Annotated in this window: 23 protein-coding genes and 1 tRNA gene; 6 read left to right on the forward strand and 18 right to left on the reverse strand. The window is 57.3% G+C overall.

The genetic code is table 11. The annotated features are described in order from the left end of the window. Window positions 1–96 precede the first annotated feature (96 nt). Window positions 97–2,505: a DUF4175 family protein gene (locus QK300_RS05510; protein ID WP_281300729.1), complete on the forward strand. Its 2,409-nt coding sequence runs from the start codon at window positions 97–99 to the stop codon at window positions 2,503–2,505. Between the two features lie 51 nt (window positions 2,506–2,556). Here QK300_RS05510 and QK300_RS05515 read toward each other — a convergent pair whose 3' ends face one another. The 5 genes from QK300_RS05515 to QK300_RS05535 form a co-directional block, all read right to left on the reverse strand. Then, window positions 2,557–3,438 (reverse strand): 3-hydroxybutyryl-CoA dehydrogenase, encoded by an 882-nt coding sequence (locus tag QK300_RS05515; RefSeq protein ID WP_348651829.1) that lies wholly within the window; start codon window positions 3,436–3,438, stop codon window positions 2,557–2,559. 136 nt (window positions 3,439–3,574) lie between these two features. Further along, window positions 3,575–4,504, reverse strand: a complete 930-nt coding sequence (locus QK300_RS05520) for an electron transfer flavoprotein subunit alpha/FixB family protein (protein ID WP_281300727.1) — start codon at window positions 4,502–4,504, stop codon at window positions 3,575–3,577. Continuing rightward, the gene (locus tag QK300_RS05525; protein WP_281300726.1) at window positions 4,501–5,250 is read right to left on the reverse strand and encodes an electron transfer flavoprotein subunit beta/FixA family protein; all 750 of its coding nucleotides are present in this window, start codon (window positions 5,248–5,250) and stop codon (window positions 4,501–4,503) included. Before QK300_RS05525 ends, QK300_RS05520 begins: the two co-directional genes overlap by 4 nt. Window positions 5,251–5,446: 196 nt before the next feature. Next, on the reverse strand, window positions 5,447–6,022 hold the full coding sequence (locus tag QK300_RS05530) for a cob(I)yrinic acid a,c-diamide adenosyltransferase (RefSeq protein WP_281300725.1): 576 nt from the start codon (window positions 6,020–6,022) through the stop codon (window positions 5,447–5,449). 7 nt (window positions 6,023–6,029) lie between these two features. After that, window positions 6,030–6,227 carry a twin transmembrane helix small protein gene (locus QK300_RS05535; protein ID WP_042086615.1) on the reverse strand — a complete coding sequence of 66 codons (198 nt, stop codon included), beginning with the start codon at window positions 6,225–6,227 and terminating at the stop codon, window positions 6,030–6,032. 183 nt (window positions 6,228–6,410) lie between these two features. Here QK300_RS05535 and QK300_RS05540 point away from each other — a divergent pair, with 183 nt between their 5' ends. After that, window positions 6,411–7,202 carry a S1/P1 nuclease gene (locus QK300_RS05540; protein ID WP_348651834.1) on the forward strand — a complete coding sequence of 264 codons (792 nt, stop codon included), beginning with the start codon at window positions 6,411–6,413 and terminating at the stop codon, window positions 7,200–7,202. 42 nt (window positions 7,203–7,244) lie between these two features. Here QK300_RS05540 and QK300_RS05545 read toward each other — a convergent pair whose 3' ends face one another. The 3 genes from QK300_RS05545 to ccrA form a co-directional block, all read right to left on the reverse strand. Continuing rightward, window positions 7,245–8,177 (reverse strand): GNAT family N-acetyltransferase, encoded by a 933-nt coding sequence (locus QK300_RS05545; RefSeq protein WP_281302276.1) that lies wholly within the window; start codon window positions 8,175–8,177, stop codon window positions 7,245–7,247. Window positions 8,178–8,252: 75 nt separating this feature from the next. Continuing rightward, window positions 8,253–9,941 carry an acyl-CoA dehydrogenase family protein gene (locus QK300_RS05550; protein ID WP_281300722.1) on the reverse strand — a complete coding sequence of 563 codons (1,689 nt, stop codon included), beginning with the start codon at window positions 9,939–9,941 and terminating at the stop codon, window positions 8,253–8,255. Next, on the reverse strand, window positions 9,934–11,253 hold the full coding sequence (gene ccrA, locus QK300_RS05555; protein ID WP_281300721.1) for a crotonyl-CoA carboxylase/reductase: 1,320 nt from the start codon (window positions 11,251–11,253) through the stop codon (window positions 9,934–9,936). Before ccrA ends, QK300_RS05550 begins: the two co-directional genes overlap by 8 nt. 685 nt (window positions 11,254–11,938) lie before the next feature. Between ccrA and QK300_RS05560 the strand changes: the two genes are divergently transcribed. Further along, window positions 11,939–13,912, forward strand: a complete 1,974-nt coding sequence (locus QK300_RS05560; RefSeq protein WP_348651835.1) for a protein meaA — start codon at window positions 11,939–11,941, stop codon at window positions 13,910–13,912. A 21-nt stretch (window positions 13,913–13,933) separates the two neighbouring features. Here QK300_RS05560 and gluQRS read toward each other — a convergent pair whose 3' ends face one another. Continuing rightward, a complete protein-coding gene (gene gluQRS / locus QK300_RS05565; protein ID WP_281300719.1) occupies window positions 13,934–14,809 on the reverse strand; it encodes a tRNA glutamyl-Q(34) synthetase GluQRS in 876 nt (291 codons plus the stop codon). A gap of 128 nt (window positions 14,810–14,937) precedes the next feature. Between gluQRS and QK300_RS05570 the strand changes: the two genes are divergently transcribed. Together QK300_RS05570 and QK300_RS05575 are read left to right on the forward strand one after the other, a co-directional pair. Next, window positions 14,938–15,597, forward strand: coding sequence for an alpha/beta fold hydrolase (locus QK300_RS05570; RefSeq protein ID WP_281300718.1), 660 nt, complete (start codon window positions 14,938–14,940; stop codon window positions 15,595–15,597). 191 nt (window positions 15,598–15,788) lie between these two features. Continuing rightward, on the forward strand, window positions 15,789–16,355 hold the full coding sequence (locus tag QK300_RS05575) for an HNH endonuclease (RefSeq protein WP_281300717.1): 567 nt from the start codon (window positions 15,789–15,791) through the stop codon (window positions 16,353–16,355). A gap of 39 nt (window positions 16,356–16,394) precedes the next feature. Here QK300_RS05575 and QK300_RS05580 read toward each other — a convergent pair whose 3' ends face one another. From QK300_RS05580 to QK300_RS05590, 3 genes are read right to left on the reverse strand one after another with little or no spacing between them, the layout of a single operon-like run. Continuing rightward, window positions 16,395–17,015, reverse strand: coding sequence for a demethoxyubiquinone hydroxylase family protein (locus QK300_RS05580; protein WP_281300716.1), 621 nt, complete (start codon window positions 17,013–17,015; stop codon window positions 16,395–16,397). Then, window positions 17,008–17,538: a disulfide bond formation protein B gene (locus QK300_RS05585; RefSeq protein WP_281300715.1), complete on the reverse strand. Its 531-nt coding sequence runs from the start codon at window positions 17,536–17,538 to the stop codon at window positions 17,008–17,010. The genes QK300_RS05580 and QK300_RS05585 overlap by 8 nt, the downstream gene beginning before the upstream one ends. A 35-nt stretch (window positions 17,539–17,573) precedes the next feature. Then, window positions 17,574–18,152, reverse strand: coding sequence for a YqaA family protein (locus QK300_RS05590; RefSeq protein ID WP_281300714.1), 579 nt, complete (start codon window positions 18,150–18,152; stop codon window positions 17,574–17,576). Between the two features lie 208 nt (window positions 18,153–18,360). On the opposite strand from QK300_RS05590, the gene QK300_RS05595 reads away from it, so the two are divergent. Continuing rightward, window positions 18,361–18,447 (forward strand) — tRNA-Leu (locus QK300_RS05595). 40 nt (window positions 18,448–18,487) lie between these two features. Here the strand turns inward: QK300_RS05595 and QK300_RS05600 are convergent. The 6 genes from QK300_RS05600 to QK300_RS05625 form a co-directional block, all read right to left on the reverse strand. Then, on the reverse strand, window positions 18,488–19,534 hold the full coding sequence (locus tag QK300_RS05600) for an MBL fold metallo-hydrolase (RefSeq protein WP_281300713.1): 1,047 nt from the start codon (window positions 19,532–19,534) through the stop codon (window positions 18,488–18,490). A 62-nt stretch (window positions 19,535–19,596) separates the two neighbouring features. Further along, entirely contained in the window at window positions 19,597–20,589 is a 993-nt protein-coding gene (locus QK300_RS05605) for a TRC40/GET3/ArsA family transport-energizing ATPase (protein WP_281300712.1), read from the reverse strand. Then, window positions 20,589–20,867 (reverse strand): cory-CC-star protein, encoded by a 279-nt coding sequence (locus QK300_RS05610; RefSeq protein WP_281300711.1) that lies wholly within the window; start codon window positions 20,865–20,867, stop codon window positions 20,589–20,591. Before QK300_RS05610 ends, QK300_RS05605 begins: the two co-directional genes overlap by 1 nt. Before the next feature lie 49 nt (window positions 20,868–20,916). After that, window positions 20,917–22,596, reverse strand: coding sequence for a carbon starvation protein A (locus QK300_RS05615; RefSeq protein ID WP_281300710.1), 1,680 nt, complete (start codon window positions 22,594–22,596; stop codon window positions 20,917–20,919). 66 nt (window positions 22,597–22,662) lie between these two features. Further along, complete coding sequence (locus QK300_RS05620; protein ID WP_281300709.1) at window positions 22,663–23,217, reverse strand: choice-of-anchor V domain-containing protein; 555 nt, start codon at window positions 23,215–23,217, stop codon at window positions 22,663–22,665. 3 nt (window positions 23,218–23,220) lie between these two features. Then, window positions 23,221–24,249 (reverse strand): hypothetical protein, encoded by a 1,029-nt coding sequence (locus QK300_RS05625; RefSeq protein WP_281300708.1) that lies wholly within the window; start codon window positions 24,247–24,249, stop codon window positions 23,221–23,223. Between the last annotated feature and the right edge of the window lie 66 nt (window positions 24,250–24,315).

Consider the following 24,315-nt stretch of genomic DNA (forward strand, 5'->3'; position numbering starts at 1 on the left):
TTCATGACCGACATTCTATCTGAAATGATAGAAGGCCAACCCTATAGAAGGCCAACCCTATAGAAGGCCAACCATAAAGAAGGAATGCCGCGCCGCATGGCTCCATCGGCCCACATGAAACGGACCCGCGAGATCCGGGCGCATTTGCGGCGGCGGATCGCCCTGACCCGTGTCTGGCTTTTGCTGGAATATTTGTGGCGTAGTTTGTGGCCGGCTGTGGCGCTTTTGGGGCTTTATGCGGCCCTTGGCCTGTTTGGCTTATGGCAGCATCTGGGGGGCTGGCAGCATCTGGGGGCTTTTGCCGTGCTTGTGCTGGCCATGCTGGCCCTTGCATGGGGGCCGATCCGCCAGCTTGCCCTGCCCGGTGAACAGGCGGCGCGCCGTCGGCTGGAAGATGATGGAAAAGTGCGCCATCGCCCGATTGATGCGGTGTTTGATAGCCCGGCGCTGGTAACGGGTGGGGCACTTTTATGGCAGCGCCATCGCGAAGCCATGGCAAAGGTCGCGATGGGGCTGAAGGTGCGGGGGCCGCGCCTGTCTTTGGTGGCGGCCGATCCGTGGGCTTTGCGTTCGCTTGTGCTTTTGGTCCTGTTCATCGGCTTTCTTTATGCCGGGTCTGATAGCGGGCGGCGGCTGACGGCGGCTTTTCAGCCGCCCTTATCGGGCGCAGCGGTGCAGGTGGCCATTGATGCCTGGCTCACCCCGCCCGCCTATACCGGCCAAAGCCCGGTGATGCTGGCTCAAGGTGAACTCTTTCCTGTTGGCGCTCCTCGAGCCGCACCATCTCAGCCGATCAGCATAGCGGAAGGGTCGGTGCTCACCGTGCGGCTCAATGGCGGGCGGCAAAGCCCGGTTTTGCGGCTGGGGGATGCGGAAAGCCGCTTTGAGCGCATGGGCGAAACCGATCATCAGATCGAAAAAACGCTGGATGGGGCGGATTTAGAGGCCATCGAGATTATGCAGGCCGGGCGATTGCGGGCCCGCTGGCCTTTGGCGATCATCGCCGATCAGCCACCCGGCATTGCTTTTGCCAAACCCCCGTCCCAAAGCCGGCGGCAGGCTTTGCGCATCGATTATCAGATCACCGATGATTATGGGGTGGCGCAGGCCTTTTTGCGGCTCACCCCGATGGGGGGGGATGAAGCCAGCAGTCTCAGGATCGATCTGCGCGGCGGGCAAACCATGGATGGCCCGCAAAAGCTGGTGGCTTATGAGGACCTCACCGCTCATGCCTATGCCGGGCAATTGGTGACCGGGATTTTGCAGGCCGAAGATGCAGCAGGCCAGATCGGGGAAAGCGAGCCGCTGGTTTTCCGCCTGCCCGAGCGCCAGTTCAGCCATCCCGTGGCCAAAGAATTGGTGGCCATTCGTAAAGATATGCTGGCCGCGCCGCCCTTGGCTTTCAAGGAAGCGGATCGGCTTGATCGGCTTTCACGGGCGGTGGATGCTTTTGAGGGGGATTTCACCGTTTTTTCGGCCATGCGCAGCGCTTTTTGGCGGCTGGCATCGGATCGCAGCACGCAGGCCGTAGATGAGATCGCGGCAATCTTGTGGGAAACCGCTTTGCGTCTTGAAGATGGCCGCATGTCTTTGGCCACCCGCTCCTTGCGCGATGCTTTGGATCAATTTGAACAGGCTTTGAATGGCGATTTATCCAGCCTCGATGAATCAGCCGATGCCCTGGAAGCGATGATGCAGCAGTTTTTATCGCAAATGGCCCGGCAGCAGGCTGAAACCGCCCCTATGCGCTCGGATGGCCGCCAGCAATCGCAGGTGATCGGCAGCGATATGCTGCAACAGATGATCCAGCAGATGCGCGATCTGGCCGCCGCCGGAGATCAGGACGGGGCGCGTAAGATGCTGGAGCAATTGCGCGATATCATGGAAAATGCGTCGGTCAATCAGATGTCGGCCGAAGATTATGAGCGGATGATGGCCGCCAGCAAAGCCGCCGATACCCTGAAGGGCTTGAGCGAGGATCAGCGCCATCTGCTTGATGAAACAAGCCGCCAGACCATCCGCAATCGCCTGCGCAGCACTTTGGGCCAGCCGGAGCAGGATTTCGGTGATCTGGAACAGGCGCAACAGGCGCTTTCAGAGCAATTATCCGAAATGCTGAGCATGTTGGGGGAACACGGGCTGGAAGCACCCGAGGGGCTTGGCCCCGCAGGCCAATCAATGGGTGAGGCGCAAGAGGCTTTGGCCCGGCAATCGGGTGCCGAGGCGATCAAGGGGCAGGCGGAAGCCCTGCAAAAGCTCGAAGATGCCGCCGATGCCATGCAAAAGATGCTGGATCAGGCTTTGGCCCAAATGCCATCGGGCAATGGCCTTGATCCTTTGGGACGGCCCCAGCCGGGCTTTAATACGCGCGGCTTTGATCTGCCCGATGCCCTTGATGCCCGGCGCGTGGAAGAAATTCTTGAAGAATTGCGTAGGCGGATCAGCGATCCCGATCTGGGGGAAACCGAACGCCAATATCTGCGCCGGCTGTTGCGCCGCTTTTAACCGCGTTTTTCGGTCCGATAGATCGGGCCGGTTCGTTTTAGAATGGGCGGCTCAGCGCGTGGGGGTTGGCTCTTCGGTGCTATAATCATAAAAGCCACGGCCAACCTTGCGGCCGATCCAACCGGCTTCCACATATTTCACCAGAAGCGGGCAGGGGCGATATTTGGTATCGGCCAGCCCTTCATACAGCACCTGCATGATCGACAGGCAGGTATCAAGCCCGATGAAATCGGCCAGTTGCAATGGCCCCATGGGGTGATTGGCGCCCAGCCGCATGGCTTTATCGATGGCTTCCACCGATCCTACCCCTTCATAAAGGGTATAGATGGCTTCATTGATCATCGGCAGCAGAATGCGATTGACGATGAAGGCGGGGAAATCTTCGGCGATGGCAACATCCTTGCCCAGATCGGAGACGAATTCCCGCGCGATCTTGTAGGTTTCTTCGGATGTGGCAATGCCCCTGATCACTTCCACCAGCTTCATGATCGGCACCGGATTCATGAAATGCATGCCGATGAATTTTTCCGGACGGTCGGTGGAAGATGCCAAACGGGTGATGGAAATGGATGAGGTATTGGTGGCCAGCAGGGCTTCGGGCTTCAGCGTTTCGCACAGTTCCTTGAAAATGGCGACCTTGACATTTTCTTTTTCCGATGCCGCTTCAATCACCAGATCGGCATCTTTCATATGGGCAAGATTATCGGTGATGCTGATGCGGGCAAAGGCTTTGTCCATCTCATCCTGGGTGATCAATTCGCGATTGACCTGTCGTTCCAGATTGTGACGAATAATGCCCAGCCCCTGTTCGGCGCGTTCTTTGGCAATATCGGACAGCACCACTTCATGACCGCCAAGCGCAATCACATGGGCAATACCATTTCCCATCTGACCCGCGCCAACGACACCCACTATACGCATTCTGACATCCATTCCTTTGAAACGATGGGCTTCATAAGTCCTGCCCGATCCTGAAGCGTTCGGGCTATGAAAACACCTGTTTCTGGTTCTTTCAAGACAAACGCCCCGATAACAAGGTCACCGGGGCGTTATGACTGATTTTTCAGTTTCAAGACAGTTCTTTTTCAAGTTCGGGAAGGGCCGTGAACAGATCGGCGACCAGCCCATAATCGGCCACCTGAAAGATCGGCGCTTCTTCGTCTTTGTTGATGGCGACGATGATCTTGCTGTCTTTCATCCCCGCCAGATGCTGGATGGCCCCGGAAATGCCCACCGCGATATAAAGCTCGGGGGCGACGATCTTGCCGGTTTGGCCTACCTGATAATCATTGGGCACATAGCCCGCATCCACGGCGGCGCGGCTGGCCCCGATGGCCGCCCCCAGCTTATCGGCCACCTTTTCAACAAGGGCGAAATTCTCACCCGAGCCCATGCCCCGGCCCCCGGAAATGATGATATCGGCGCTGGTCAGTTCCGGGCGATCGGATTTCGAGAGTTCCTGGCTCACAAAAGAAGACAGGCCCGGATCGGCTGCGGCATCAAGGGTGACGATTTCTGCCGAACCGCCGCTGGCTTCGGCCTTTTCAAAAGCCGTGCTGCGCACCGTGATCACCAGACGCTGATCCGTCGTTTCCACCGTGGCGATGGCATTGCCCGCATAAATCGGTCGCTTGAAGCTGGTTTTCCCTAAAACTTCGACGATTTCGGAAATCTGCGCCACATCAAGGGCAGCGGCCACCCGGGGCATGACATTCTTGCCCGCCGTGGTGGCTGGCGCCATCAGCACATCATAATCATCGGCCACAGCCAAAATCACCGCCGACAGGGATTCCGCCGTGGGATGCTCCAGATGCGCGCCATCGATATGCAAAACCTTGCTCACGCCATCCACAGCGGCGGCGGCTTTTGCCACATCGCCCGCGCCATGGCCGGCGACCAGCACATGCACATCCGAAAGCGCCTTGGCGGCGGTGATGGCCGAACGGGTGGCATCATTGAGCGCCTTATTATCATGTTCGGCAAGAACCAGAGCTGTCATTTGATCACTCCTTTTTCCCGCAATTTGCCCACCAGTTCGGCAACGCTTTCAACCTTCACACCGGCTTGGCGTTTGGGCGGTTCTTCAACCCTGGTGATGGTGATGCGCGGGGTCATGTCGCAGCTGAAATCATCGGGGGTTTTGGCATCGATGGGCTTGCGCTTTGCCTTCATGATATTGGGCAGAGAGGCATAGCGCGGCTCATTGAGGCGCAGATCAGTGGTGATGATCGCGGGCAAATTGAGCCTGATGGTTTCAAGCCCCCCATCCACTTCGCGGGTCACATCCACATGCTCGCCATCGATCACGACTTTCGAGGCAAAGGTGCCCTGCGCCCAGCCCAGAAGCTGCGCCAGCATCTGCCCGGTTTGATTGGCATCGTCATCGATCGCCTGCTTGCCCAGAATGACCAGCCCGGGCGCTTCGGCATCAATGATGGCTTTGAGGCATTTGGCCACCGCCAGCGGCTCGGTCGGGCCATCATGCTCGATATGAATGCCGCGATCAGCACCCATGGCCAAGCCCGTGCGGATCGTTTCCTGTGCCTGTTTGGGGCCGATGGAGACAATGACGATCTCTTCGGCTTTGCCTGCCTCTTTGAGGCGAATGGCTTCTTCCACGGCGATTTCATCGAATGGGTTCATCGACATTTTGACATTGGCGAGTTCGACACCCGACTGATCGGATTTCACCCGCACCTTGACATTATAATCAACCACCCGCTTGACAGGGACCAGCACCTTCATGATCGATCAAAGCTCCTTTATTTGGCCGCATCCAAAGGAAGAAAGCGGCCCGGTATCATTCACGTGATCGCGCTTCATATCAACTTTAAAAGCAGCGCACCCAAAATTGTGATGCAATGCAAAAAAGATGATCCGGCTTTCCCCGAGACATAGGTGAAGGCCTGGTTCAAGTCAACGCGCCCACGGATGCGTGCGCCTAGCCCTTTTGCCGCGTGGCGCCGGGTTTCCACAAAACATCCTGTGCGCCATTTTCGTTGGCAATCCGCGATAAAACAAACAAATGATCGCTCAGCCGATTGGCATATTTGCGCGCTGCGGCATTGATTTCGGTATCCTGCCCCGCCAAAACCATGAGGCGTTCGGCGCGGCGCACAATGGTGCGGGCCAGATGCAGATAGGCCGCCACCGGGCTGCCACCGGGCAGGATAAAGCTTGAGAGGGGCGAAAGCCGCTCGTTCATGACGTCGATTTCCTGCTCCAGCCGGGTCACCTGATCATCGGTGATGCGCAAAGCCCCGGCTTCCTGCGCGCCATCAAGGGGCGGGGTGGCGAGATCGGCCCCCAGATCAAACAGCTCATTCTGAATACGGGCGAGCATGTCATCGATGATCCCCGAACTGTGCAGCCGCACGATCCCGAGCACGGCATTGGCTTCGTCGATACTGCCAAAAGCCTCGATCCGGGGGGCATATTTGGGCACCCGCGAGCCATCCACCAGCGAAGTTTCCCCCTGATCGCCGCCGCGTGTATAGATTTTCGTCAGCTTGACCATAAAGCCTTCACCCTGCTGCCATGAAAAATAAAAGACCCATCAGGATCACGGCAATGAACTGGAATAAGACCCGATATTGCATCAGCTTGTTGGAGCGCTGCTGACTGGCCTTGCCCTGCCGCGCCATATTCAAAACCCCCAAAAGAACCGCCCCAAGGGCAGCGATCATGAAGATCGGAATCAAAATGAGAAAAATGGAAGACATCGTGCTCCTGACTGGTGATCTGACGCTAAAGGACCCATCTGGCCATGCCACCGGGCCGCTTTTTCCATCCGTTTATACAGCATCTTTATCGCATTGGATTTTGCTGCCGTCATCCTCTCTCATATGATAAGCCTTGGGGATGAGCACAATGTCGCAGGCAAAAGGAGCAGAAGCATGAATAAAATGGCGCGCCGGATGATAGCGCTTTTAGGGGTATCGTGGCTTGGCCTGTCGCTCATCGCGGCTCCCGCTTTTGCCTGGGGCAAAACCGGCCATCGGGTGACCGGGGCGATTGCCGAACGCTATTTATCGCAAGAAGCGCGCGCCGCCATCAGCGCCCTCATCGGCACGGAAAGCCTTGCTCAGGCCTCAAGCTGGCCTGATGAAATGCGCTCTGATCCCGATCCCTTCTGGCAGGATGTGGCGGGCCCCTTTCATTATGTTACGGTTCCGAAAGGAACATCATATCACGTAAAAAATGCCCCGCAATCAGGAGATTCTTTCACCGCGCTTGCGCAATTTTCAAAGGACCTCACCGATCCTGAAACATCGCTTGCGATCAAGCAGCGCGCCTTGCGTTTCATCGTCCATATCATCGGCGATCTGCATCAGCCTTTGCATGTGGGGAATGGAACCGACCGTGGCGGCAATGATGTGAAGCTCACCTGGTTTCGGAAAGAGAGCAATCTTCATCGGGTGTGGGATAGCGAGATGATTGATGGCGAGTTGTTATCTTATAGCGAATGGACGGCGTGGCTGACGGCACCCTTGAGCGACGCGGATGTGACGGCGCTGATGATCAGCGATCCCAAAATCTGGATCGCGGAAAGTGCGGCGATCCGGCCGGGCCTTTACCCGGATACGTCTGAGCTGTCTTATGATTATCTCTATCAGAACATGCCCATCGTGAAAGACCAACTGACCAAAGGCGGGCTGCGGATCGCCGCCTATCTCAATCAGCTTCTGGCGCAATAAAGGCTTTCGGAAAGGGTTTATGAGGCTGCGCTTTGGGCGCGATCATGGGGCACGGGCAAACACATGAGAGACGGTGCGAAAGCCTGACGCCTTAAAAAAGCCATGGGCTGCACTGTTGTGCAGGCCGCTTTCAAGAAAAAGCCAATGGCCATGCGTTTTGGCCATGACCTCATCCAGCAAGGCTCGACCTATGCCCGCGCCGCGCGCATCCGCGCGCACCACCATATCTTCCAGAACGATGTAAATCGGGCCAGCCTCATCATGCCAGGTTAAAACGGCAGCCGCCACCAGATCCTTCTTTTGATCATAGGCCGCGCATAAAAAAGGCCGTTCGGGCTGATTGGGGGGTGTTTCATAAAGCTTATGGAGCCAGGTCCGGGTTTTTTCCGGGGTATCGGCGGCCCATAAGCGGCCATCGGGGCTCAGCCCGGCCATGATTTCGCCATGCGAGATATAGGCTTTGTCGGCCATCATGGTTTTGGCCACATGCAGATAAAAACCCGCCTTTTGCTGCGCATAAGGCACGTCATCATCATGATCGGCCACCGGCTGATCAAAGATCTGCCGCAGATCAGAGGTGTAATTATCGCAGATCGTGGGCCAAACCGCCCTGAAATGCCAGTTTTGCAACAGATCGAATTGCCAGGCCACCCAGCTTGCATAAACATCGGGCTCGAAAAATCGTTTGCGGCGAAAACGGGTGGCGATTTCAAACAGATTAAGGATCTGGAAAAGCCGATTGTCTGCGATCAGCCGGTCGCTGGCTGGAAGAGCTTGGGCGGGCGGCGTTTCGTTCAAAAAAGGTGCAAGGCGATCGGCATGTTCGGCTTCAAAGCGAAAAACATCGTTCGAGGCGACTTCGAGTTCCTGATAGATTTCTCCCAACCGGGTGCGATTGGCCAGCCGGGTCTGGATGATGAAGGTGATCAAGGTGAGAAACAATCCCGCCAATATCAACCAGCCCTGAACATTCATAGCCCTGCCCCTTTTCCCGATCATGAGAAAAGAAGAAGGCCAAAGGGATCGGCGGGCGTCAAGCCCAAAGCCTTATCAGCCCTGCTCTAAAAGCCGGGTGGCAATCACATTGGCCTGAATTTCGGCGGCACCTTCGAAGACATTGAGGATACGGGCATCCACCAGCACCCGGCTGATGGGATATTCCATGGCATAGCCATTGCCGCCATGGATTTGCACCGCATTATCCGCCGCCGACCAGGCGATGCGGGCAGCCAGCAATTTCGCCATCCCCGCTTCCAGATCGCAGCGCTTGCCGCTGTCTTTTTGATGGGCGGCGGCATAGCATAATTGCCGGGCCATCATGATTTCCGCCGCCATCATCGCCACTTTGCCATAAATGCGCGGAAAAGCCAGAATGGGCTGGCCAAATTGCTGTCGATCCAGCGCATAGCCAAGGCCCAGATCCAAAGCCGATTGGGCCACACCCACGGCGCGTGCCGCCGTTTGGATGCGCGCGCTTTCAAAGGTGGCCATCAGATGCTTGAAGCCCATCCCCTCGACACCGCCGAGCAGATTATGGGCATCAACCGCAAAGCCATCAAAGCCCAGCTCATATTCCTTCATGCCGCGATAGCCCAGAACCGCAATCTCACCGCCCGACATGCCCGCCGCCGGAAAGGGATCGCCCTCGGTGCCCCGGGGTTTTTCCGCCAGCAGCATCGACAAGCCTTTATAGCCGGGCTGATCGGGATCGGTGCGGACCAGAAGGGTCATCAGATCGGCGCGGGCAGCGTGGGTGATCCATGTTTTATTGCCGGTGACCAGATACTGATCGCCCCGACGCACCGCGCGGGTGGAGAGCGACCCCAGATCAGAGCCGGTATTGGGTTCGGTGAAAACGGCGGTGGGTAGGATGTTGCCACTGGCAATCCGGGGCAGCCAATGGGCCTTTTGCGCTTCGGTGCCACCGTTAAGGATCAGTTCGGCGGCGATTTCGCTGCGCGTGCCCAATGAGCCAAGGCCGATATAACCCCGGCTCAGTTCTTCGGAGACCACGCACATCGCCGCCTTGCCCATGCCCGCGCCGCCATGGCTTTCGGGGATGGTGAGGCCGAACACGCCCAGATCGGCCAGATCTTGAATGACATCGAGGGGGATCAGCGCATCGGCCAGATGCCAGCCATGGGCGGCTTCCCGATGCTTATCGGCAAAGCGGCGGAAGGTATCGCGCACCATTTGCAGGGTTTCATCAAGGCCATCCGCGCCCCCGTGGCCCCGCGCCAGATGCTGGGCCAAAGCCTGGCGATGGGGGTCGCGCGTGCCCGCCGCGATCACCGTCTCCACATCCTCGTTTAAAAATGCGGCCAGCACGCTTTTGGGCAGGCCAAGGCTTTGGGGGCGGATGATCTCACTTTGGCTCATGGCGATGCCGCCAGCCATCTGGGCGAGATATTCGCCGCAGCCAATGGCAAGGATCAGGGCTTCGGTTTCCCCAAAAAGCCCTTCCGCCTCAAGCCTGTGCGCCCAATCGAGGGTGGCCTTCAAGGTGGCCGCATAGCTGGCATACCAGGCCAGCCCATGGGCCGCTGTTTGGTGGCGGGTGATCCGGTCTTTATCGGGGCGGCCATCCACACACAGCCTTTCAGCCAGATGCTGGCGGATATGATCCACCAAGTCCCCGGCACTGGCGATGGCGCGGGCATAGGTTTGAAGGCCGGGCAGGCGGATCGAGGCTTCGGCCGGATCGGCAGACAGGGCAGCGGCAGCAGATTGATCAGCCATTGCCTGCCTCCACCGCATCTTCAAAGGTGCGCAATCCCGGATGCCGGGCAGAGACCAGCACCGCCATATTGCCCGGCTTATGCTGATTGGCGCGCATTTTTTCATGGGCGCGGGGAATATCGGACCAACTGAAAACTTCCGACATGCACGGATCGATCCGCCGCTCGATCACCAGCCGATTGGCCTGGCTCGCCTGTTTGAGATTGGCGAAATGGCTGCCCTGAATGCGCTTTTGCCGCATCCACACAAAGCGTGCATCAAAGGTGAGGTTAAAACCCGTGGTGCCCGCACAAAACACCACCATGCCCCCGCGTTTGACCACAAAGCATGAAACGGGAAAGGTTTGTTCGCCGGGATGCTCGAACACCACATCCACATCATTGCCCTTGCCGGTAATCTCCCAGATCGCCTTGCCAAAGGCCCGGCATTTTTTCATATAATCGGCATAGGCAGCGGCATCGGAAACCGGCGGCAATTGGCCCCAGCAATCGAAATCGCGGCGGTTGATCACGCCCTTTGCCCCCAATGACAAAACGAAATCGCGTTTGCTGTCGTCGGAAATCACCCCGATGGCATTGGCCCCGGCGGTGGCGATCAACTGAATGGCCATCGAGCCAAGCCCGCCCGATGCCCCCCAGACCAGCACATGATCGCCGGGGCGCAGAATATGCGGCCGGTGCCCAAACAACATCCGATAGGCGGTAGCAAGGGTGAGAGTATAGCACGCACTTTCTTCCCATGTCAGATGCCGGGGGCGGGGCATCAACTGGCGCGCCTGCACCCGGGCGAACTGGGCGAATGAGCCATCCGGAGTTTCATAGCCCCAGATGCGCTGGCTCGAAGAAAACATGGGATCGCCGCCATTGCATTCTTCATCATCGCCATTATCCTGATTGCAATGCACAACCACCTCATCACCCACTTTAAAGCGGGTAACCCGGCGCCCCACCTTATACACAATGCCCGCCGCATCAGAGCCGGCAATGTGATAATCCGCCTTATGCACATCGAAAGGCGAGATCGGCAGGCCAAGGGCGGCCCAAACGCCATTATAATTGACCCCGGCGGCCATCACCAGAATCAGCACTTCATCCGAATCGATCTCCGGGGTTTCCACCACTTCTTCAACCATCGCCGAGGCGGGGGGGCCATGGCGTTCGCGGCGGATTGCCCATGCGTGCATTCTGGCCGGAACATGCCCCAAAGGCGGAATTTCCCCTACGTCATAAAGGTCTTTCAATGGTGCGGCGGCAGCGGCGACAGGCTGGTCGGTTTGATCCGATTGGCGTGTTGCTGCAGGGGCTGCTGGCATGGTCGTCTCCTCGTTCAGAAGGGGTCTGTAAAGGCTGTTGGCCTCAATCAGCCTATTGCATCGCACAATGAAAAGATATGCCAGTGAAAAAACGCGTAAAAGCAATTATATTTTAAATAATACAACAAAATATTCATATAATGTGTTTTTATGGCCACAGTATTAACATTTATGCGGCATTTGCCTGAATGTGCGGGGCATTATCAATGAACCCACCTGCCATAAATGGCGCAGTGCATCATTCACTTTATTGAGGGGTTGTCCCTGTTCTGGTTCATGAAAAGAGGCCGGTGAAAGCGAGGGGGAGGGGTGTCGATGGCTTCCACCGGCCTGATGCAGGTTGACCCGACGGGAAGAGATCGGGCAACCGATAAGATAAGATTATCATAAAATACAACCTGATTTCCAGATAATCCGGCCTTGGTGATGCAGGAAAGGACAGAGAGGCGGCCTTTATGGCGAAAACCCGCCAAAATGCAGGGGGTTTGACGGGTTTATGTTGGGATCAGTGCGACTTGTGCATTGCACAAAAAATAAATATCATGCCAAAGTGGAGGGCTATGGCGCAATTTTATTGCGTTCTCGGCTTCGATTTTAGGTCTTGGACAGATGAGACGAGGAGGCAGGCATGGCGGACCGGAAAAATCCCGAGAGCAATCAGGAAAGCGATCAAGGCGAGAAAGCCATGACCGCCGGTCGGGATGATCCCTGGTTGATGCGGACCTATTCGGGGCACAGTTCGGCCGAGGCATCGAATGCCCTTTATCGAACCAATCTGGCGCGGGGGCAAACCGGCCTGTCGGTGGCGTTCGATCTGCCCACCCAAACCGGCTATGATGCCGATCATCCGCTGGCGCGCGGTGAGGTGGGCAAGGTCGGGGTGCCGATTGCCCATCTTGGCGATATGCGCAGTCTGTTTCTTGATCTGCCCCTTGATCGTATGAATACATCGATGACCATCAATGCCACGGCCCCTTGGCTTTTGGCGCTTTATTGCGCTTTGGCCGATGAGCGGGGGATTGATCGGGCGCAGCTTTCGGGCACCGTGCAAAATGATATCATCAAGGAATATCTGTCGCGCGGCACCTATATTTTCCCCCCCGATCCGAGCTTGAAGCTGATCAATGATGTGGTGGTGTTCTGTGCCGATCATCTGCCGAAATGGAATCCCACCAATGTGTGTTCCTATCATCTGCAGGAAGCCGGGGCGACACCCGAGGAAGAACTGGCCTTTGCCCTTGCCACCGCCATCGAGGTGCTGGACCGGGTGCGGGCCAATCCGGCGCTCGATGCGGCGGATTTTCCGCGCGTGGTGGGGCGGATCAGCTTTTTCGTCAATGCGGGGATCCGGTTCGTTACGGAAATGTGCAAGATGCGGGCCTTTACAGAATTATGGGATGAGATCTGCCGCACCCGCTATGGCATCACAGAGGCCCGCTATCGCCGGTTTCGCTATGGCGTGCAGGTGAATAGCTTGGGGCTGACCGAACAGCAGCCGGAAAATAATGTTTACCGCATCCTGCTCGAAGCCATGGCCGTGGTTTTATCGAAATCGGCGCGCGCCCGGGCGGTGCAGCTTCCGGCCTGGAATGAAGCCATGGGCCTGCCGCGCGAATGGGATCAGCAATGGTCCTTGCGCCTGCAACAGATTTTGGCCTTTGAAACCGATCTGCTGGATTATGGCGATCTGTTTGATGGCTCGCCGGTGGTGGCGGAAAAAGTTTCGGCCCTGAAAGCCGCAGCGCTGGCGGAACTGGCCCGGATCGAGGCGATGGGCGGGGCCGTGGCGGCGATTGAAAGCGGCTATATGAAGCGCCGATTGGTCGAGTCCAATACCCGCCGTTTGCGGGCCATTGAAAGCGGCGAACAGATGGTGGTGGGGGTGAATGCCTATCTCGATAGCGCGCCCTCGCCCCTCACGGGCGAGGCGGATGAAGCGATCATGACCGTTGATCCCGGGGTTGAACAGGCCCAGATCGATGCGCTTCATCTGTGGCGGGCGAACCGGGACGAGGCCGCGGTGGCTGAGGCTTTATCGGCGCTGAAGGCGGCGGCTTTGAGCGGCGACAATATCATGCCGCCATCGATTGCTGCCGCCAAAATCGGGGTCACCACCGGCGAATGGGCGGCGGCCCTGCGCGCCGTCTTTGGCGAATATCGCGCGCCCACGGGGGTTGGCGCCGGGGCCTTGGCCAAAGATCGGGGGCTCGCCATCATTCAGGCCGAAATCAGCGATCTTGCCCAACATCTGGGGCGGCGGCCAAAATTTCTGGTGGGAAAGCCGGGATTGGATGGCCATTCCAATGGGGCCGAGCAGATCGCCACGGCGGCGCGGGATTGCGGCTTTGAAGTGGTTTATGAAGGGATCAGGCTGACCCCGGCGCGGATTGTCAATGCCGCTTTGGAAGAAGGGGTGCATGTGATCGGCTTGTCGATCCTTTCAGGCTCGCACACTGTGCTGGTCGAGGAAGTTCTGGCGCAGATGAACAAAGCCGGGATCGGCGATGTGCCTTTGGTGGTGGGGGGGATTATCCCGCCCAAGGATGCCGAACGCCTGATCGCTGCCGGGGTGGCGCGGGTTTTCACCCCGAAGGATTTCAAGATCACCGCCATCATGCGCGAAATCGCTGCTCTGCTGGCGCAAAAGGCTGCGGCCTGAAGTGCGGCCTGACGCTTTGGCTCAGCCACGGGCAAAGCCGCCTGACAGGCGTTTGATGGCGGCGCGCACATCATCGGGGGTCCAGCCTTCCTGCCGCAGGGATTGCAGGGTTTGGGCCTTGTCGCGTTTTGCCAGCCGCCTGCCCGTTGCATCTTTCAGCAGGGCATGGGTCTGATAGATGGGCGTGGGCAGATCGAGCAGGGCCTGCAACAGCCGATGCAGATGGGTGGCGTGGCGCAAATCCTCCCCCCGGATAACATGGCTGATATTTTGGATGGCATCATCCACCGTTACCGCCAGATGATAGCTGGTGGGCACATCCTTTCGCGCCAGCACCACATCCCCCAACCCTTCGGGGTAAGCGATATGGCGGCATCCCTTTTCACCCTGAAAGGCCAGAGCACCCGGCCCGCCGCTGGCCCTGATGGCAGCTTCGCTATCAAGGCGCAGGGCATAGGCTTCCCCCGATGCGATCCGGCTTTCGGCCTCGGCGCGCGAAAGGGCTTTGCAGATGCCGGGATAAAGCGCCCCTTCCGGGCCATGGGGGGCTGCAGGGGCGCGGGCGATTTCAGCGGCAATATCCTTGCGGGTGCAAAAACAGGGATAAAGCAGGCCCTTATTCGCCAATTGATCAAGGGCTGATTGATAATCAGCAAAATGCTGAGATTGCTGGCGCACCGGCCCATCCCAATGCAGCCCCAACCAGCGCAGATCATCAATGATGGCATCGCTATAAGGGGCGAGACAGCGGCTTTGATCGATATCTTCAAGGCGCAGGATGAACCGCCCCCCGGCGGCGCGGGCGGTATCATGGACCAGAATTGCTGAATAAGCATGGCCCAGATGCAGATGGCCGGTGGGGCTGGGCGCAAAGCGGGTGATCAACAAAGGCGGCATCGGTTCTTGCCTTTTCATGCTGGGGCGGGCAGATGGGGGGCATGATAATGGGAAGGCGGCCCAAAAATCGGCCGCCGCGCCCAAGCATAGCCGCCTGTGTTGCCGTTTTCAAAGGAGCCTTTTTGATCATGTCCACCATCCCCATGCTTTCCGGTCCCGAGCTTGCCCCCGCCCATGGGATCTCCCCCGATAGTCTGGTGATCTTCGCCCATGGCTATGGCTCGAATGGTGCCGATCTGATCAGTCTTGCACCGCATTTTCAAAATATTTTGCCGGGTGCGCATTTTCTCTCGCCCAATGCGCCCCAGCCCTGTCCCGGGGCGCCACAGGGTTATCAGTGGTTTCCACTCACATCCATCAGCCGCGCCGAGCGTGATGAGGGAACGGCTGCGGCCGCAGCGATATTGGATCATTATATCGATCGGCAGCTCGATCGTTTCGATCTCCCCGCAAACAGGCTGGCACTTGTCGGCTTTTCCCAGGGCACGATGATGAGCCTGCATGTGGGGCTGCGTCGGAAACAGGCTTTGGCCGGGATTGTCGGCTTTTCAGGCTCGCTTGCAAGCCCGGGCCGATTGATCGAGGAAATGGGGCCGCCACCCCCGGTTTTGCTGGTGCATGGGGCGGCGGATGATGTGGTGCCGGTGTGGCTGATGTTTGAAGCCTTTGGGGCCATGGAAGCTGCGAAAATTCCGGTGGAACGGCATATCAGTCAGAATATCGCCCATAGCATTGCCCCCGATGGCCTGCGCAAGGCGGTTGAATTTTTAAAAAAGCATCTGGCCTGAAGATTGGGCCTGAAGATTGGGCCTGAAGATTGAGCCTGAAGCCAAAATCCCGCTTGATCTGCGGCAATATGGAGTGTTGTCATAAATAGAGAACACTGTATCTTGTAAAACACTCTCGAAAGACTGGGCGGCCCGGTTTTCATTGGGAAGGGCGGGTGTCATCCGGTTCTCTTCGCAGGATAGATCACGCGATGCTGGATGGAGTCTCTCTCCCCTCGCCTGAAAGCTGCCCGGCTCTGGTTTTGAATGCCGATTTTCGGCCCTTGAGCTATTTCCCTTTGTCTTTATGGGGATGGCAAACGGCCCTGAAAGCGGTTTTTCTGGATCGGGTGAATATTGTTTCGGAATATGATCGGGTGGTGCGCTCGCCCACCACTGAAATCCGCCTGCCTTCGGTCATTTCCTTACGAACCTATATAAAGCCCGCCACCTGGCCCGCCTTTACCCGATTCAATCTGTTTTTACGGGATCGTTTTAGCTGCCAATATTGTGCGATCGGGTCTGATCTCACCTTTGATCATGTGGTGCCCCGGGCCTATGGTGGCCGCACTACATGGGAAAATGTGACCACGGCCTGTGCGCCCTGCAATCTGGCCAAAGGCGGGCGCACGCCGCAGGAAGCGGGGATGTATCCGATGATCAAACCCTTCCGCCCCAATAGCCATCAGCTCATTGAAAATGGCCGCCGGTTTCCGCCCAATTATCTGCATGATAGCTGGCGCGATTATCTGTATTGGGATAGCGAACTGGAGCCCTGATCACGCCCCCGAAAATGGGGCGGAAGGCCCGGCGCATCATCAAAGCTTTCTGGCCATGGCAATCGCCAAACGGCAGCCGCTTTTGATGGCCCCTGCCAAAAGCCCATAGCCGGGCGTATCTTCGGCCCCATGGGCAAGGGCGGTTTCGCGATGTTCGGCTTCCTCGCTCTGAAAATCGGCGATGGTCTCGGCCAGTTCCGGTTCTTTGTCGCCCAAGGCGCGGCGCTGGCTTTCATAATGATCGTCGATCACCTCTTCAACGGCGGCGGTACAGGCCATCAGGGCGCGTTCACCCAAAAGGGCGGTTCCGGCCCCCAAAGCATAGCCCGCCACATGCCAAAAGGGCGATAAAAGCGACGGGCGCACCCGGCGTTCAATCAGCAATTCATCAAAGCGCTGCAAATGCCGTGCTTCCTGCTTGGCCATATGCCGGATCAGGGGGCTGAGCCGATGCCCATGGCCCAGAACCGCAAGCTGGCCGGCATAGATGCGGGCAGCCCCATATTCCCCGGCATGATCGACGCGGATCATTTCATCAATGCTTTCCCCGGGCTGGCGATCCCCGGGCAAGGGGCGTGGTGGCACCCTTTTCGTGAGTGCGGCGCTTTTCGCGGACGGCACGATGCCGGGTGATTTTATGGATTTCGTGGGATCAGCCATGGCTTTGCCCTTTCTGGATGATGTGCCGCCGATAAAGAGCATAGCCTGAAAAACCGGCCAGCCCCAGGGCGATCAGCATGTTCCATACTGCCATTGAAAGCCCCAGAAAGGACCATGAAATATCGTCGCAGCGCACCAGCTTGGCTTTCATGATCTGCTCTAAAGCCGCCGCCGGATCGGTGGGCAGGCTTGCGCCCGAACAGGTGGATGGCCCCGCCCAGAAACCCTGCTCTACCCCGCCATGAAAGCCGCCGACGAAAGCCGTGGCAAGAAACAAAACCATCCCGCAAAACAGCGCCAGATCCAGCCCCCTGCGCCCGGGCACAAAGATCAGCAAGGGCAGCAACAGGGCCAGATAATAAGGAATGCGCTGCCACTGGCATAAGGTGCAGGGGGCATAGCCCAGATATTCAAAAAAATGCGCAGCGCCCAAAATGATCGCACTGGCAAGGGCAAGAAGGCTGGGCAGCAGGATCTGCGGGCCGCTGTTGATCAACTGATCCAGCTTTTGGGTGCGTGTCATTTAGGCTTCCGTTTCAATCTGCCAAAAGGGTGGGATCACAGATAGCGGATCGCAATGAAGCCGCCCGCCAGCAAAAGCGCAAATAGGCTGGCCAGAAGGCTCAGACGCTTTTCGATGAAGGCTTCGATGGGGGCCCCATATTTCCACAAAAGCGCCGCTTCGATATAAAAGCGCGGGGCGCGGGAAAGCAAGGCCGCCAGCAAAAAGGCCACAGGGTTCATCGCCACCACGCCGCTGGCAAGGGTGATGACCTTGAAGGGGAAAAAGCTCAGTCCAAACAGGAAAACCAGCCAGAAACCATGATCCTTGAAGCGCTCCTGAAAGATCTGGAATTGGGCCTCATAGCCATAAAAAGCGATCAGCGGCGCGCCGACCAAATCCCATAGATAATAACCGATGCCATAGCCCGCCAGCCCCCCCAAAACCGAGCTAAGGGTGCAAATAAGCGCAAAACGAAAGGCTTTCTGACGATCCGCCAAGGTCATCGGCAGCAGCATCACATCGGGGGGAATGGGAAAGATCGAGCTTTCGAGAAAAGACACAAGCCCCAGCCAGCGCTCGGCATGGCGATGGCGGGCTTTCTCCAATGTCCAGCGATAAAGCCGCGAAAGCATAATCAGATCATCCAGAGCACAATGGCCATGAGGGTGGCATGAATACCCATTTGATCTGGCAGATTGCCACCTGAAAAGCAATGCGGCGCCTTGTCAGAAGGTATGGCGCGCAGAAAATAACCGACAAAGCGCCCCTGTTGCACAGGTCGGGCTTGACGTGAGATCATTTCCCCCTAATATGCGCCGACCTGAAGGCAGACCACACAGAGCCCCTGTGGCGGAACTGGTAGACGCGCCAGACTCAAAATCTGGTTCTCGCAAGGGAGTGTCGGTTCGAGTCCGACCGGGGGCACCAATCTCAAAATCCGGCTCATGAGCCGGATTTTCAGGCTTTCTCAATCCAATGTACCGCCCACAGGGGGGAAGGGATCGATGAAGCCTTCCACGCGCGCCAGTTGATCCATCACGCCCGTGGCATTCATCCGCACCCAGGCATCAAACTGATTGAGCGCGCGAAAAGAGTCTACCTTGCCCAGATCCGCTGCGATCAGATCGGCGGCCTTTTCAGGCGGCGTGCCCGCCACCACATGCTCCATGCATAAATCGCGCAATTGGGTGATATAGGCGAGATAATTGCGCACCTCTGCCTTTCCGCCCATGCCCGCATGGCCCGGGGCAATCAATTCCCAGTCCATATCAAGCACCTGTTCGGTGCTATGAACCATGCCATCGATCTGATAGCGGGCCAGATCCATGAAGGGCATGCGATCCACCAGCACCCAATCCACGACGCTGAGCAGGGCCTGATCGGGCACTCTGAGGCTGATCGATCCACGGCCATCATTGGGGCCATGATAGCGCAGTTCCACCCGCCGGTCGCCCAGATCGATCTCCAGCCCTTCATGAAAGGTCGTATCGGCATAGCGGGTTTTGAGCCGCGAGCGCACCTGACTGTCGCGCGCCAGTTCGTGGGAGATATAGCGCACGCCATCGGCTTCCAGCATTTCTCCGCCCGAAACATGATCGGCATGATTATGACTATAGACGACATGGCTGATCGGCTTGTCGCTCATCTGGCCGAGCTGTGATTTCAGCCAGCCTGCAAATCCCTGATCGATGCTATCAAACACCAAGAGGCCCTTTTGCCCTTCGATCACGAGCCCATGATGCCTGTTTTGGCGGGTTCGCCAGAGGCCCCGGGCGATCTCGACGATCTCGCGCTCGGGATGGGCGGCTTCCTGTGCTGATGCCGCCCCGCAGCAGCCAAAGGAAGCAAGGCCCGCGCTGCCAGATCCGCCCGCGCCGATCCCCATGCCAAGACCTGCGCCGAGCCCGGCCCCAACTCCGGCCCCGATGGCTGTCAGACCGCCCCCCAAAGCAAGGCTGCCTCCCAGTATCTCTCTGCGGGAAAAATCAGGCCGTGTCCTGGATGTTTTTGACATATCGTCTCTCCTTGTTTCGAGTGGGGTTTTCTTGCGGGTGATCATCATAAATCATAGAGGGTTCAGCTTTGTAGATAAGGGATGATATCGGAAATGCGCTGGATGCCGATGGCTTCTTTTTCCTGCAGGGGAATGAAGCATTGGGCACATGCGGATGCGCGCTTGAGCCGCTCGATATAGCCTGCTTCCATGCTTTTGCGTTCGATCAGAAAGCGGTCTGACAGATGATCGGGCAAAATCTTGTTCATGACCAGCAGGCCCGGTTTCATGCGCTGTTCTTTCAGAAAAGCGAGGATGCGCTCGACCTCCAGAACCGGGAGCTTTTCCGGGGTGGCAACGGCAACAAAGGCGGCGCGGGCGGGATCGGTGATGATCTTGGCCGCCGCCCGATAAAGATCGCGACGGGCGCGCAGGATATCGGCGGTGATCTGCCGCTGCTGGGTCTTTTCGGGCGCATTGGGTTTGTTGGCGGCCTTATCGCGGTGCCCGGTGGAATGCTTGCCGCCGAGAAAATCATAGACCCGTTCCATATCCTGCATTTTTTCATGATGACCCAGCAGGGTTTCGGTCCATCGCCCGAGCAATTCGGGCAGGGTGATCAGGCGCATGGCATGGCCGGTGGGGGCCGTATCGAAAACCACATGATCATAATCCACGGCATCTTCGGTCAAAATCCGCGCCGTGCGTTCAACCAGCGCCGCTTCCGTTGCCCCCGGCGCATGGCGGGCGAGTTCGATCTGCCGTGTCACTTCTCCCATCAAAGGCCCGGCAAGGCTTTTGGCGGCATTGCGTTTCACCTGTTCGATATAATGATCGGCTTCGGCATCGGAATCGATTTCGATCCCATCAAGGCCGGGTAACAGGGTGAGCCGTCCGGCCCCGATGGCGGTTTCAAAGATATCGCCTAAGGAATGGGCCGGGTCGGTTGACACGATCAGCACCTGTCGCCCGGCTTTGGCCAGCATCATGGCCAAGGCGGCTGCGACGGTGGTTTTTCCGACCCCGCCCTTGCCCCCGACAAAAAGAAATTTGCAGATCCAATCGGGCAGGGCCATCAACAGCACCGGATATGATCGAAGGGCGAATGGTCCATCCCCATGCGGCGATGCCAATCATGAAAATCCTGTATCATCAGGGGCATCAGTTCCAGCGTATAATAATGTGCCGGATTTGGCAGGCCCAGGCTTTCCAGAAAAACCGTGGTCATGATGATATCCCGGTGCGATCGGGCTTCGCGCCCCACCGCGCTGCGATAGGGCGCATTATAATATTGATCGAGCCAGGCTGAAACCATGTCATGGGCATGATGAAGCCGCTTCATGATGTCTGCCATCGTCCCTCCTTTTAGTCTTTCGTTATGCCAAGTCTTAAGCCGAGGCGGCTTAGTCCGCAGCCGCTTTGCGATTGGCCTTGATCTGACGCGAAATGGCCGCAGAGGTAACAAGTGTGACCCAGATGGCGGCCACCAGCACGATAATATCCAATCCCAGCAGGAACCATTGTTCTGATTTGTAGAAATCGGCCATTTGAACCACCAGCGCCGTCAGGGAGACGATCAGCAGGAAGAGCATGGGCAATCCCGTATAGATCAGGGCATTTCCCTTACGCGCGACAAGCAGGGTTATGATCAGGAATGTCAGGGCACCCAAAAGCTGATTTGTGGTACCGAATAAAGGCCAGATGGTCATGCCGCCAGATCCGTCGCTGCCCCCAACCCCAAAAGCAAGAAGCAGGCAGGCACCTACCGATACCAGCGTTGCTGAACTGTTTCCGGTGAGAATTTTCAGATGATACATCTGCCCCCATTCCTGCACGATATAACGCTGCAGACGCAGGCCGGTATCCATCGTTGTGGCGGCAAATAAAACCGCCATCACCGCCAGCAGGGTCGCGCTGGCCGTTGCCGAAAGGCCGATGCCCTGCGAGACGAGGGCGCCGCCCCCAAGGACGAAGGCTTCCAGCCCGCCAGAGCCAAAGCTGGAATAAAGGGTGCGCCATTCGCCAAGGCTGGCAATCCCTGCCGTGGTGACAAGGATCGTTGCCAAGGCCAAAGAGCCTTCCCCGATGGACCCGAAATAGCCAACAAAGCGGATATCGCTTTCCGAACGGATCTGCTTTGAGGTGGTGCCCGATGAAACGAGGCCGTGAAACCCGGAGATGGCCCCGCAGGCAATCGTCACGAAAAGAAGCGGCAGCAAAGGGGGTGTGCCCGGAGGAACGGCATCATTGATGGCGGGGGCGACAATGGTTGGATTGACAATGAGAATGGAGAGATAAACCAGCCCAAGGCCAACGAAAAGCTGCAGGCCATTGATATAATCCCGGGGCTGTAACAACACCCAGACGGGCAGGATCGAGGCAATCGCGGCATAGGCGAATAAAAGCAGAATCCATTGCGCATTGGTCGATAGCCCCATGATCGGACCGGGAAGCTCCAGCGGCATCACGCTGCCCGCATAAACCGAAAGATAAAGCAAAATCACCCCAACAATCGAAAGCGTGGGCAGCCCGATCCGTCCGCGATGAATGAGCTGCCCAAGCGCTAAAGCGACAATGATCGCGGCGACGGAAGGAAAGACGCTTTCGGGAAAATCGGTGAAGAGCTGAGCGATCAGGACGGCGAAAACCGCATTGATCATCAATAAAAGCAGAAAGATCACAATCATGAACAAGGATCGGGCGCTGCTGCCGACCAGATCGCCGCTGAGCGCCCCCACCGAGCGCGCCCGGTTGCGTACGCTCGCCCATATCGCTCCTGCATCATGAACACCGGCAAAAAAGATGGTGCCGAAAATGACCCATAAAAAGGCCGGCAACCAGCCCCAGATCACCGCGATGGCCGGACCCACAATGGGGGCCGCCCCGGCAATCGAGGTGAAATGATGACCCCATAAGACATATTTATTGGTGGGAACATAATCGATCCCATCTTCCATGCTATGAGCCGGCGTTTCAAAATCCGGGTCGAGCTCGAAAATCCTTTTGGCAATGAAACGCGAATAGATGGCATAGCCTGCAATGAAGGCGGCGATGCCCGCCAGCAATATGATGATTGCGCTCATGTTGTCTCCCCTTCAGGTCATCCTGTTTTTTTGCTTGATGCGGCGAACACCGGTTTTTTAGTGATTTTATTGGGTTTTAAGGGTGATCGTCTTTTGATGGATGATATCGCCCATCTGCGAGCCGCCACCATCCGCCTGATTGACCCAGATGATCAGTTCCAATGGCTTGATCTGGCTCAAAGTGTCCGGCGCGGTCCATGTCAGTGTCCATTGGCCGGGATGATGGTTTGATTGGCTGAAATCGGGGCTGCCCGAGCGGGCGCTCGATTGATTGGTGTGAATATTGGCCCAATCGGTTTTCATGAGGCCGACCGGTTTTTTATCGGCCATGACGCCTGCGAGAAAACCGAGATGGTTCGGATCGCCTTCATTGAAGGAAAATTGCAGATCATATGACATGCCGGGCATCACAGTATCCGGCAGGCCCTGAAGCTTGATGGCGACGGAATTTCGCACCACGTCACGGCCCCAATGGCAACTGGCGCATCCGTCTCTTTCCTGCACGGAATACCAGGGTGGGCCATCGGAATAGGCCATGGATGGCCATCGCGGGATCACAATCAATGCGATCCCGGCGCAAAGCACCGGAATCGCCAGCCATCGATATGACTTATGGGGCATGGGTTACTTGTCCACCACGGCTTGTCCGATCGTGCCGGAATCCGAGCCAAACCAGATCGAGCCCGTTTCTTCATGATAATGCCCGTGACGAATATGGCCCTGGCCTTTGGGCGCGGATTTCACGGGTGAAATAGAAACGAACGCTTCAACACGCGGATCGAAGCCGACAAAGAAATTGGTTTTGCTATCATGAACTGTCGACCAGACAATATCATTGGAATCCGATAGTACCAGATAAGGCTCAGCCTCGATATCGCCCTTGGGGAAGGCCCATTCCTTCACAAAGCCTTCACCCGAACGCACAAGACCCAAGGTGCTGCGGGCAAAATCGCCATAATAGACATCGCCATTGCTCAAAACCGTGATGCGCCGGGGCCGGGCATCTTCCGCCGGCATTTTATATTCGGTGACCGCCATCGTTTCGGGATCGACTTCCGAGATCATATTGGTCCCGAAATGGGCAATCCACAGCTTGCCATCAGGCGCTTCTTCAATACCATAGGGGCGGGATGCTTCGACCGAATAGGGCTTTGTGTAGCGCAGTTCGCGGGTTGCGATATCCATCGAACCCACCATGTTGGAATGCTGGATGGAAAACCAGATCCGGTTTTCGTCCTTATCGAAAATCAAGGTGTGGGGATCTTTGGCATCTTCCCGCAGTTGGATGCGTTCCAGTTCCTCGGTTTTGGGATCATAGCGCCCGATATAGCCTTTCTGATTGCCAGCAATCCATGCGATCCCCTCAGCATCCACGATCACATTATGCGGCCCTGGGCGATCTTCAAGATCGAGCTTCCACCATTCACCGGATTCAGGATTGAGCCGTCCGAGAAAGCTTTCCTTCTGGCCGACAAACCAGATGGCCCGGGAGGATTGTGCAAAGGGATCGCGAATCCGTTCGCCTTCCTGGTAATAGGGCGAAAGCCATTCACGGATTTCGACAGGAACGCGCGGCTCCAGGCCTTGGGCTGATGCCATCCCGGGCACAAGACCGGCGGCCAATGTTGCCGACATGAGCAAGGTCTTTAGCATGTCTTCTCTCCTTTGACGTGGTTTAACAAGAACTTCTGTGTTTCCCATATGGGGGGGTACGAATGT

The organism is Iodidimonas sp. MBR-22 (genome assembly GCF_029946565.1).
Taxonomy (GTDB): domain Bacteria; phylum Pseudomonadota; class Alphaproteobacteria; order Sphingomonadales; family Rhodothalassiaceae; genus Iodidimonas; species Iodidimonas nitroreducens.

Bases quoted from the DNA above. Each gene is read 5' to 3' on its own strand.
- QK300_RS05545 (WP_281302276.1), bottom strand. From the start codon at position 8,177: ATGAATGTTCAGGGCTGGTTGATATTGGCGGGATTGTTTCTCACCTTG.
- QK300_RS05550 (WP_281300722.1), bottom strand. From the start codon at position 9,941: ATGGCTGATCAATCTGCTGCCGCTGCCCTGTCTGCCGATCCGGCCGAA.
- QK300_RS05620 (WP_281300709.1), bottom strand. From the start codon at position 23,217: ATGCCCCATAAGTCATATCGATGGCTGGCGATTCCGGTGCTTTGCGCC.
- QK300_RS05585 (WP_281300715.1), bottom strand. From the start codon at position 17,538: ATGACACGCACCCAAAAGCTGGATCAGTTGATCAACAGCGGCCCGCAG.
- QK300_RS05520 (WP_281300727.1), bottom strand. From the start codon at position 4,504: ATGACAGCTCTGGTTCTTGCCGAACATGATAATAAGGCGCTCAATGAT.
- QK300_RS05530 (WP_281300725.1), bottom strand. From the start codon at position 6,022: ATGGTCAAGCTGACGAAAATCTATACACGCGGCGGCGATCAGGGGGAA.
- gluQRS (WP_281300719.1), bottom strand. From the start codon at position 14,809: ATGCCGCCTTTGTTGATCACCCGCTTTGCGCCCAGCCCCACCGGCCAT.
- QK300_RS05575 (WP_281300717.1), top strand. From the start codon at position 15,789: ATGCTGGATGGAGTCTCTCTCCCCTCGCCTGAAAGCTGCCCGGCTCTG.
- QK300_RS05510 (WP_281300729.1), top strand. From the start codon at position 97: ATGGCTCCATCGGCCCACATGAAACGGACCCGCGAGATCCGGGCGCAT.
- QK300_RS05560 (WP_348651835.1), top strand. From the start codon at position 11,939: ATGACCGCCGGTCGGGATGATCCCTGGTTGATGCGGACCTATTCGGGG.
- QK300_RS05580 (WP_281300716.1), bottom strand. From the start codon at position 17,015: ATGGCTGATCCCACGAAATCCATAAAATCACCCGGCATCGTGCCGTCC.
- QK300_RS05615 (WP_281300710.1), bottom strand. From the start codon at position 22,596: ATGAGCGCAATCATCATATTGCTGGCGGGCATCGCCGCCTTCATTGCA.
- ccrA (WP_281300721.1), bottom strand. From the start codon at position 11,253: ATGCCAGCAGCCCCTGCAGCAACACGCCAATCGGATCAAACCGACCAG.
- QK300_RS05600 (WP_281300713.1), bottom strand. From the start codon at position 19,534: ATGTCAAAAACATCCAGGACACGGCCTGATTTTTCCCGCAGAGAGATA.
- QK300_RS05515 (WP_348651829.1), bottom strand. From the start codon at position 3,438: ATGGATGTCAGAATGCGTATAGTGGGTGTCGTTGGCGCGGGTCAGATG.
- QK300_RS05535 (WP_042086615.1), bottom strand. From the start codon at position 6,227: ATGTCTTCCATTTTTCTCATTTTGATTCCGATCTTCATGATCGCTGCC.
- QK300_RS05625 (WP_281300708.1), bottom strand. From the start codon at position 24,249: ATGCTAAAGACCTTGCTCATGTCGGCAACATTGGCCGCCGGTCTTGTG.
- QK300_RS05570 (WP_281300718.1), top strand. From the start codon at position 14,938: ATGTCCACCATCCCCATGCTTTCCGGTCCCGAGCTTGCCCCCGCCCAT.
- QK300_RS05590 (WP_281300714.1), bottom strand. From the start codon at position 18,152: ATGCTTTCGCGGCTTTATCGCTGGACATTGGAGAAAGCCCGCCATCGC.
- QK300_RS05610 (WP_281300711.1), bottom strand. From the start codon at position 20,867: ATGGCAGACATCATGAAGCGGCTTCATCATGCCCATGACATGGTTTCA.
- QK300_RS05525 (WP_281300726.1), bottom strand. From the start codon at position 5,250: ATGAAGGTGCTGGTCCCTGTCAAGCGGGTGGTTGATTATAATGTCAAG.
- QK300_RS05605 (WP_281300712.1), bottom strand. From the start codon at position 20,589: ATGGCCCTGCCCGATTGGATCTGCAAATTTCTTTTTGTCGGGGGCAAG.
- QK300_RS05540 (WP_348651834.1), top strand. From the start codon at position 6,411: ATGGCGCGCCGGATGATAGCGCTTTTAGGGGTATCGTGGCTTGGCCTG.